Raw genomic sequence first — 7,404 nt, 5'->3', positions numbered from 1 at the left:
CCCCCCCCCCCCCCCCCCCCCCCCCCCCCCCCCCCCCCCCCCCCCCCCCCCCCCCCCCCCCCCCCCCCCCCCCCCCCCCCCCCCCCCCCGCCCCCCTCCCCTTCGAGCCGGTCAGCCCTCCCTGACCGCCTCCAGTTCCAGCGCCAGCTCGATCTCCTTGGAGACCAGGATGCCGCCGGTTTCCAGGGCCATGTTCCAGCTCAGGCCCCAGTGCTCACGGTTGATCTTGCCGCGGGCCGAGAAGACCGTACGGTCGTTGTCCCACGGGTCACGCGCATAGCCGAGGTAGTCGACGGCGAGGGTGACCGGGCGGGTCACGCCCTTGATGGTCAGCTCGCCGGTCAGCGTGCCGCTCGTGCCGTTCCAGCTCACCGAGGTCGAACTGAATTCGGCCTTCGGATGGTTCGCCACATCGAAGAAGTCCTCCGAGCGGAGGTGGTCGTCGCGGGTCTGGTCCCCGCTGTCGACGCTCGCCATGTCGATCACGGCGGTCACCTTGCTGTCCTCGGGTCGCTCACCGACCTCCACGGTCGCGTCGACCTTGGTGAAGCGGCCGCGCACCTTGGTGAGCATGAAGTGCCGTCCCACGAAGCCGACTTCGGCGTGGCCGGGGTCGACCCTCCAGATCCCGGCGGCCGGCAGCTCGACGCCGCCGACCGTGCGGGTCGGACCGATTCCACTGGTCATTTCTCTCCTCCCCCTCCCGTTACACGGATGCCCTCGAGCGAAGCCCGCTACAGGGCATCCGTATCCGGTTTCCGATATGTGGATCAGGCGCCGGTCTCGGTCGGCAGCCCGGCCTCGATCCAGTCGTCCTTGCCCTCTTCGTACTCGTGGACGTTGGCGTAACCCAGCTCGACCAGCCGCTCGGCGGCGATCCGCGAGTTCGGGCAGGGCGTGTTGGCGCAGTAGACGACGACCTCGGCCTGCTTGTCCGGCAGCAGCCCCGGGGCCAGCTTGTCGACCGCGTCGTGCGGCAGGTTCAGCGCACCGGGCAGGTGCGCCTTGTTGTAGTACTCCGCGGGCAGCGCCTCGACCACCGTGGCGGCCCCCGCGTCGATCTTCTTCTTGAGTTCGTCGCGCGTGATCTTCCGAACCATGTGAGTCACACCTCCATTGGATGACGGGCAGCTGCCGTCACCGATCTGTGCGTACGCACACACATTAACAGGTGCGTGCGCCCGCACACAATGCCGGATACACTGGCCTGGTGAGCGACACAAAGAACCCGGGAAGGCACCGACTCGACGCCTGGCGTGCCCTGCTGCTGGCGCACAACGCGGCCGTACGCGCCATCGAGAGCGATGTGCAGCGGGACGGGCGCATCCCGCTCACGTGGTACGACGTACTGCTGGAGCTGAAGGACGCCGGCGAGCGCGGCCTGCGGATGCAGGAGGTCGCCAACCGGGTCGTGCTCAGTCGCACCCGAGTGAGCCGGCTGGTGGACGAGATGGTCCGGGTCGGCCTGGTGACGAAACAGGCCGACCCCGCCGACAAGCGGGTCTCCTGGGCCGCCATCACCGAGGAGGGCGCGGCGGCACTCAAGGAGACCGCACCGGTCTACCTGCGCAGCATCCGGCGGCACTTCTCGGCCCATCTCACGGACGAGGAGGCAGCGGTGATCACCGAGGCGCTGCTCAAGGTCGCCCAGGGCGGCGGCACCGAGATCCACTGGGGCTGATTCCTGGGGGCGCCGGGCTTGCTGGGGGCGGGGAGTCCGTGGTGACGGTCAAGACCTCGGGGTGGCGCTGGCTGGGGACTGCAATCGCTGGATCATCTGCTCCATGACGGCGACGGGTATCGCCGGGTGCTTGGCCGCGGCCTGTGCGGTGTCGGTGTCACGCAGCAGCTCGACCAGAACTCGGGCCGGCAACTGTGGGTGCAGAGCCGCCGCACGACGGATGGACTCGTGTGGGTCGTCGAGCATCCGCACAGCCGAGGCGGCCGTCAGCCGGGGGTCGGTCGCTGCTCGCAGTCGTACCTCCGCCGCGATGTCCCGGCCGAATCGCTCCACCTGCTCGGGTGTCGACTCCGGGTCATCGAGGGCCAGTCGGCGCATGCGCGGGTTCGGGTCGTCGACGTAGCGCAGGAGGCCGCTGCGGGGGAAATTGGGATGGCTGCGGGGGCGGTCAGGGTGGCTGAGGCTTCCGGTCCACCATTGCCATACCTCGAGCAGCATGTCGGCGGGTGCGTCGTCGCAGGATTCGGCGAGGAAAAGCTGGACTACGCGGTCCTCGTCCTGGGCGAGGAGTTCGACGACGTCCGGTGGGAGCCGCTTGGCGCGGGCAACGCTTCTGCGCACGAGGGGGTGGGAGGAGACAGCCAGGCGGCGCATGGCGCCGGGGTCTTCGTGCAGTGCGGTGACCCAGCGGAGCGGGGAGGTGTGGCCGCGTCGGTCGAAGTCGATGGGGACGCCTGCCCGCTGCTCCTCGGTGAGGTCAGGGCGCGTGGCCACCACAGAGCGGACGTTCTCTTCGGTGTCCTGAGCGAGGAGCGCGACCAGGTCAGGGTCCAGGTTCGGGTTGCCCGCGAGGGAGCGGCGAAGGGCTGGATCGCCGTGGCGGGCCAGGCTTTCGGCGAGGCCACGCTCCAGGCGGCAGGTCTCGGCGGCGCGTATTTTGAGGTCTTCGGAGTCGAAGACCGATGGGGACATCGGGTGGTCCTCGTGGTGCCGGAGCAGCGCCTCTCTGCGTACCTTTCCGTGGTGGTCGCCCAGGAGCTTGCACCGGGCCGGGTGCCCCAGGTGAGGCCAGGCGCCCGGGATGGCCGCTGCTCGCACGGCCGGATCAGGGTCAGCGGCCAGGGCAGTCACTATCCGCGGGGGAAGTCCGGGAAGACGAGCGGCCGCTTCGCGGACCGGGGCGGCGGAGTCGGCGGCGAGCTGTTCATGCACGGTCTCGGTCAGCTCAGCGCTCCGGTCCGCCGCGAGCATCGTGAGGATCCAGCGGTGCCGGGTGTGCTGCTCGCCAAGGATCAGGCGGGACCATTGCTCAGGTGAGATGTTCGGCTGGACCTCGGCCAGCAACTCGCGAACCTTCCAGTCCGGGTGGATCATCGCCTCCTCTACGAAGGCAGTGGGCATCGGGCGCCACATGACGAAATGCGTCAGACCGAGCAGGCGGGTGCGTATGGCGTCGGGCGTGGAGGGGTTGAGCGCCAGCCCGTGTGCCCACAACTCGCGCACCCTGCCCACAGGAGCCGGCCCCCCAAGCAGCGACGCCCAGGCGGCTGCCCGCGTCTCCTGGGACTCCTGGGCGCGTGCCTGCGCGGCGGCCTCCTGCCGCTCCTTGATCCGGTCCACTGCGACGAGCCAGACCTCGTACTCCTCGGTAGTCGCCCCGAGCAGGGAGTTCCCGTCCATCGAGAGCGTGATGAACTCCGGCTGGCCGGGCCGCTCACCCAGCACGCCGAAGAGGTCCCACTGGGGGGTGAGCCGGACCCGCGTCCACTGCCTGGGCGCGCAGCGCGCCCAGTTGCCGGCGACGTCGATGAGGAACACACCGTCCTCGCCGATGATCCCGTCCCTGACCGCGAGCCGGTGCCACTGGGCGTTGAGCCCCGTGACCAGGTCCGGCCTGTCACTCTTGACCGCCACGGTGGGCTCGGCTTCGTAGGCAACTACCTGCCGCCACGCAGCCCGGGGCGGCAGCACCTCTTCGGTCCGTCGGTCCCCCACGATTTCCAGCCCGGCGCGCCGTAGCAGCTGTGCGAACTCGTCTCTCCCACCCGTCATGAAATCCCATCCTGCCGGATTCGGCCCGATGCCTCTCAGCGGGCCCATTGGCGTACGCAATGCGTGCTCGTGGGAGGGCTGAGTCGCCTGGCGCTGCGACCGCGAACGCCCCCAGGTTGGGGGGCATCATCTCCGGATCCGTTATCCAAAACAGCTCAGAGCGCCTACCCGCGACGGTATCCAGGGCGAACGCGAAGCTTGCTGGCAGCAATTCCCACGCTCGACTCTTCGCGAGGTGCAGAAGGACGACCTTTCCAACATGCTCCTGGCCGCCGACTACAGAGTCGTCCTGGTCGGAGGTGGGGAAAGCCTGCGCGCCCTGGCTCTGGCAGCCCGCGACTGAAGGCAGGTCGCCGTGCCCCCGAACTTGTGCTCTGTGCGCGAGGGCACGCAACCGAACTGGACCCCCGCCTGGGAGTAGCGGAAACAGCGGTGCGGAACCGTCACACTGCGGGATCCCGTTCAGCGCGGTGAGGGATGCCAAGAGGAGCCCGGCGCTGCCGGTGGCGAGGTCCATGGAGCGACGGAGTTGCCCGTCTCCGGGTGAAGGCCCGGTCTCCCTGGTGGCGGATGGTGTGCAGGGCGAGGCCGCGGAGCTGGGTGGCCAGGGCTGCGAGTGCGCGTTCGGCGAGCGCCGGATCGCCGGGCCGCGGCGAGCAGGTCGGCGCCTGGGAGCGAGCCGTCGGCCTCGGGCAGCAGGTAGGTGCGGGGAATCTCCAAGCCCAGCAGGAGTTCGCGCATGGTGGGGACGGTGCCGCGGACGAAGCGGACCGCGCTGCGGTGCGGGGCCTCACGGGCTGCCAGGCGCATGGTGGACCACCAGTGCGCACCGACCGGTCGCGAACCTCCTCCCAGCCGCCTGCCAGGAACTCGTGCTCGGAGTACGCGGCGATGCCGCCACCGCCATCTCGTGACCGTCGATGGCTCGCTTCAACTCAACCAGAGTGTGGCTCAACGCGCCGCGAACGGTGGCGATTTCCATCGCCGTGCGTTCCGGTAGTCCGGTTGTCAGGTGTCGAGAACGACGTGTTTCGCGCAGCGCCGCTCGACACAAAGGTGGCTCGAAGGGACACGGAGGGAGAATCCCCAGTCACTGCCCTTACCTGGCGTTGAGACGGTGAGCCCGGCGAGAAGGAATCTCGCCGGGCCTCGGTGTCGTTGGTGTGCTGGTGCCACCTCGATCAATCCACCCTCACGCCTGTAGGGGGCCGGCCGGCGCAGCAGCCTCCCCGTTGTGGCTGCTGCGCCGTTCGGTTCTACGTGTGCCTATGCCTTTGCGCGCCGCCTGAGGTTTTGTGGCCACCCCCGTACAAGGCCACAAATCATGCAGACGGCGGCCACAGACACCTGCCGTAGTGCGCAGAGAGCGACGAGCCATGCGATCAGGTTCAGCTGCCCGCTGGCCGAGATCTTCAGTCGTAACGGGCTGCGTCGTCCGGTCACTGGTGCACCGCCGGTCGGTCTCGCTCGGCGTCCTGCCCGGACTCGTACCAAGCGATCGGCGAGTCGTAGCGGGGGCCGTAGGTGCCGTGGGTTTCGAGATCGTCTGTATCAGCGCTTTCCACGATGCCGGAAAGCGCCCGGTACAGCGTTTCCCCATCGTGTTCGCTGCCCAAGGCTGGAGGAATGAGCTGGTCCCCCTCTCGGAGGTAGGCCAGCATCCTCTCGTGGGGAGAGGAGTGACGGTCGTTCATACAAGGTCTCCATCTGTCGGTTAGCGGTGATAGCCACCGCGCTGAAGACACGGCCTGCCTTGTTGTGGTCTATGTCCTCAGCTCGGGTTCCATCCGCCCGCCGCCCTGGTGCCGCGGCCGGGGCGCGGCGGCCGCCAAAGGACAGCCGCCGGGAGCCCGGTCTCGGTCTACACAGGTTCGACTTCCTCCTCGCCCTGCTGGAGCCTGGCCTTCGCCTCGGCGTCGGCCAGCTCCCTGCTCACGGTTGCCGAGGAGATCTCCAGCAGTTCGGCGATCTCGGTACCCTTCAAGCCCCATACGTGCTTGAGCTCCCAGACGGCGGCCTGGCGCTCATTGGCGATCGCGGCCTTTACCGACTCCAGCAGCTCCAGATACTCAAGCCCAGCGGTTGGATCCATGCCCAACAAGCGTGAGTCTTCCGGCAGATCGCCATAGGACCGCTCCAGGCAGGCATGCTTGCGCCGGTAATGGCTGTTGATCTTGTTGCGGGCCACCACCGTGGCGAAGACGATGACCGGCTTCTCGAACTTCGTGCCCTTACGGAACTCCTGGAAGACCGCGAGACATACCTCCTGGGTGATGTCCTGAGCCAAGTGATAGTCATGGGTGATCCGAGTGACTGAGGCGATCAACCGCGGCTCGATGGTCTGCAGAGCCTCCTTCAGTTCCTCTTCCCTGTCTTTCGACAGCCGAGGGGGCGGATCCACGGAGCAGTTCCCGTCCCCTGAGCGCTGTCCCATGTCGTCCCTTTCCTCATACCGGGCACCAACCCCGGGCTCGCTTACAGGACGCGGCCGCCGCCGTGGTTTTTTCATCGGCCGGGCATGAAAATCTCCGCGCTCCACACGGGTCCTGGAGGCATGGACCTTCGCATTGCCTTCGCCCTCGTGCTTGGTGGACTTGCCGTCTACATCGCCTACTACAACCCGGTGTTGGGTGCCGCGATCGGTATCGGCGTTGTGGTTGTCACCCTGCTCCTGATGCTCTTGAAGAAGTGAGCTTCTGATACTGAGCAGGTCGCGAGGCTCTGAGGACGGCCTGCCGTGCAGCAAGGGGACAGTCGGCCACGGTCGCCCGCCTTGCACTGATGCGGCGGTCGGCGGCGCCCCGGCTCGGATCCCTCGGGACGGATCGGCCACGCGTACGCCTCGCCGGCGCGGCCCGTGGGAGTAACGGTATCGGTGGTCGCACAGGGCGTTGTGTGATGTCGGCGTACACCCTGCCGGTCCCGCGGCATGGCTCCGCTTGACCTTGACACGGTGACAAGGTCTTCACTGCGGAGCAGCCAAGGGCGTGGTTCCGACGACCATGCCGGAACAGGACACGAACACGATGCAGGCTCTCCAGGGGCTGGAGAACGGCAGCTCGTCGGTGCGGCTGCGGGCGGCGCTGGCGGTCGGCACGAACCCGGACCCGCGGTTCGTCGACAAGCTCATCGAGCGATGCGCGATCGAGCCCGAATTCTACGTACGGGAGATGCTCACCTGGGCGCTCACCCGCCACTCGGCAGCCATGACGGTCCCAGGGCTCGTCGATGAACTCCGCTCGGAGCTCGCACAGGCACGAAGCCAGGCGTTGCACACGCTGTCCAAGATCGGGGATCGCCAGGCGTGGCCGGCGATCACACGGGCGCTGCTGACCGATGCCGACGACGAGGTGGCGCGAAGCGCCTGGCGGGCAGCGGTCGTACTCGTGCCCAAAGGCGAAGGAGCCGAGCTGGCCGCGGGGTTGGCGACACAGCTCGGGCGCGGCGAACGTGACACGCAGCTGAGCCTCAGCCGGGCACTGATCGCCCTCGGTGAGAGGATCATGCCGACCCTGCGCGCCGCGATGACGGATCTCGACCCTCGCGTGCGCGCCCACGCGATCGCCACGGAACGGCTGATGCGCGACCCGGATGCCGGATTCGAGTTCGCGATCGAGGAGGCGAAGCGCATCGTGGCCCTCGGCACGACAGGCCAGGAGAGGTGACAGCCA

Annotated in this window: 8 protein-coding genes and 1 pseudogene; 3 read left to right on the top strand and 6 right to left on the bottom strand. The window is 68.2% G+C overall.

Features of this window, described 5'->3' with window-relative positions; all coding sequences use genetic code 11:
- Positions 1-111: 111 nt before the first annotated feature.
- Together AC0680_RS36310 and AC0680_RS36305 are read right to left on the bottom strand one after the other, a co-directional pair.
- Positions 112-687 (bottom strand): YceI family protein, encoded by a 576-nt coding sequence (locus tag AC0680_RS36310; RefSeq protein WP_478637302.1) that lies wholly within the window; start codon positions 685-687, stop codon positions 112-114.
- Positions 688-770: 83 nt separating this feature from the next.
- Positions 771-1,100, bottom strand: coding sequence for a rhodanese-like domain-containing protein (locus AC0680_RS36305; protein ID WP_478637301.1), 330 nt, complete (start codon positions 1,098-1,100; stop codon positions 771-773).
- Positions 1,101-1,210: 110 nt separating this feature from the next.
- Here AC0680_RS36305 and AC0680_RS36300 point away from each other — a divergent pair, with 110 nt between their 5' ends.
- Positions 1,211-1,681 (top strand): MarR family winged helix-turn-helix transcriptional regulator, encoded by a 471-nt coding sequence (locus AC0680_RS36300; RefSeq protein ID WP_384436838.1) that lies wholly within the window; start codon positions 1,211-1,213, stop codon positions 1,679-1,681.
- Between the two features lie 48 nt (positions 1,682-1,729).
- Here AC0680_RS36300 and AC0680_RS36295 read toward each other — a convergent pair whose 3' ends face one another.
- From AC0680_RS36295 to AC0680_RS36280, 4 genes and pseudogenes are all read right to left on the bottom strand, one after another.
- A complete protein-coding gene (locus AC0680_RS36295; RefSeq protein WP_478637300.1) occupies positions 1,730-3,733 on the bottom strand; it encodes a PE-PGRS family protein in 2,004 nt (667 codons plus the stop codon).
- A 462-nt stretch (positions 3,734-4,195) separates the two neighbouring features.
- Positions 4,196-4,638: pseudogene (locus AC0680_RS36290) on the bottom strand (hypothetical protein); the annotation flags it as partial.
- 534 nt (positions 4,639-5,172) lie between these two features.
- Positions 5,173-5,427 (bottom strand): hypothetical protein, encoded by a 255-nt coding sequence (locus AC0680_RS36285; RefSeq protein ID WP_478637299.1) that lies wholly within the window; start codon positions 5,425-5,427, stop codon positions 5,173-5,175.
- A 167-nt stretch (positions 5,428-5,594) separates the two neighbouring features.
- Entirely contained in the window at positions 5,595-6,134 is a 540-nt protein-coding gene (locus tag AC0680_RS36280) for an RNA polymerase sigma factor (protein WP_478637298.1), read from the bottom strand.
- A 153-nt stretch (positions 6,135-6,287) separates the two neighbouring features.
- On the opposite strand from AC0680_RS36280, the gene AC0680_RS36275 reads away from it, so the two are divergent.
- Both AC0680_RS36275 and AC0680_RS36270 read left to right on the top strand, forming a co-directional pair.
- Positions 6,288-6,425, top strand: a complete 138-nt coding sequence (locus AC0680_RS36275; RefSeq protein WP_478637297.1) for a hypothetical protein — start codon at positions 6,288-6,290, stop codon at positions 6,423-6,425.
- A 310-nt stretch (positions 6,426-6,735) separates the two neighbouring features.
- Positions 6,736-7,398 carry a HEAT repeat domain-containing protein gene (locus tag AC0680_RS36270; protein WP_478637305.1) on the top strand — a complete coding sequence of 221 codons (663 nt, stop codon included), beginning with the start codon at positions 6,736-6,738 and terminating at the stop codon, positions 7,396-7,398.
- Positions 7,399-7,404 lie beyond the last annotated feature (6 nt).

This window comes from Streptomyces sp. NPDC043738 (assembly GCF_056436545.1).
The sequence above is the reverse complement of the archived record's forward strand: the minus strand, read 5'-3'. Positions and strand labels throughout refer to the sequence as shown.

Excerpts from the sequence above, each read along its gene's own strand:
- AC0680_RS36310 (WP_478637302.1), bottom strand. The coding sequence starts at position 687 with ATGACCAGTGGAATCGGTCCGACCCGCACGGTCGGCGGCGTCGAGCTG.
- AC0680_RS36305 (WP_478637301.1), bottom strand. The coding sequence starts at position 1,100 with ATGGTTCGGAAGATCACGCGCGACGAACTCAAGAAGAAGATCGACGCG.
- AC0680_RS36295 (WP_478637300.1), bottom strand. The coding sequence starts at position 3,733 with ATGACGGGTGGGAGAGACGAGTTCGCACAGCTGCTACGGCGCGCCGGG.
- AC0680_RS36285 (WP_478637299.1), bottom strand. The coding sequence starts at position 5,427 with ATGAACGACCGTCACTCCTCTCCCCACGAGAGGATGCTGGCCTACCTC.
- AC0680_RS36275 (WP_478637297.1), top strand. The coding sequence starts at position 6,288 with ATGGACCTTCGCATTGCCTTCGCCCTCGTGCTTGGTGGACTTGCCGTC.
- AC0680_RS36270 (WP_478637305.1), top strand. The coding sequence starts at position 6,736 with ATGCCGGAACAGGACACGAACACGATGCAGGCTCTCCAGGGGCTGGAG.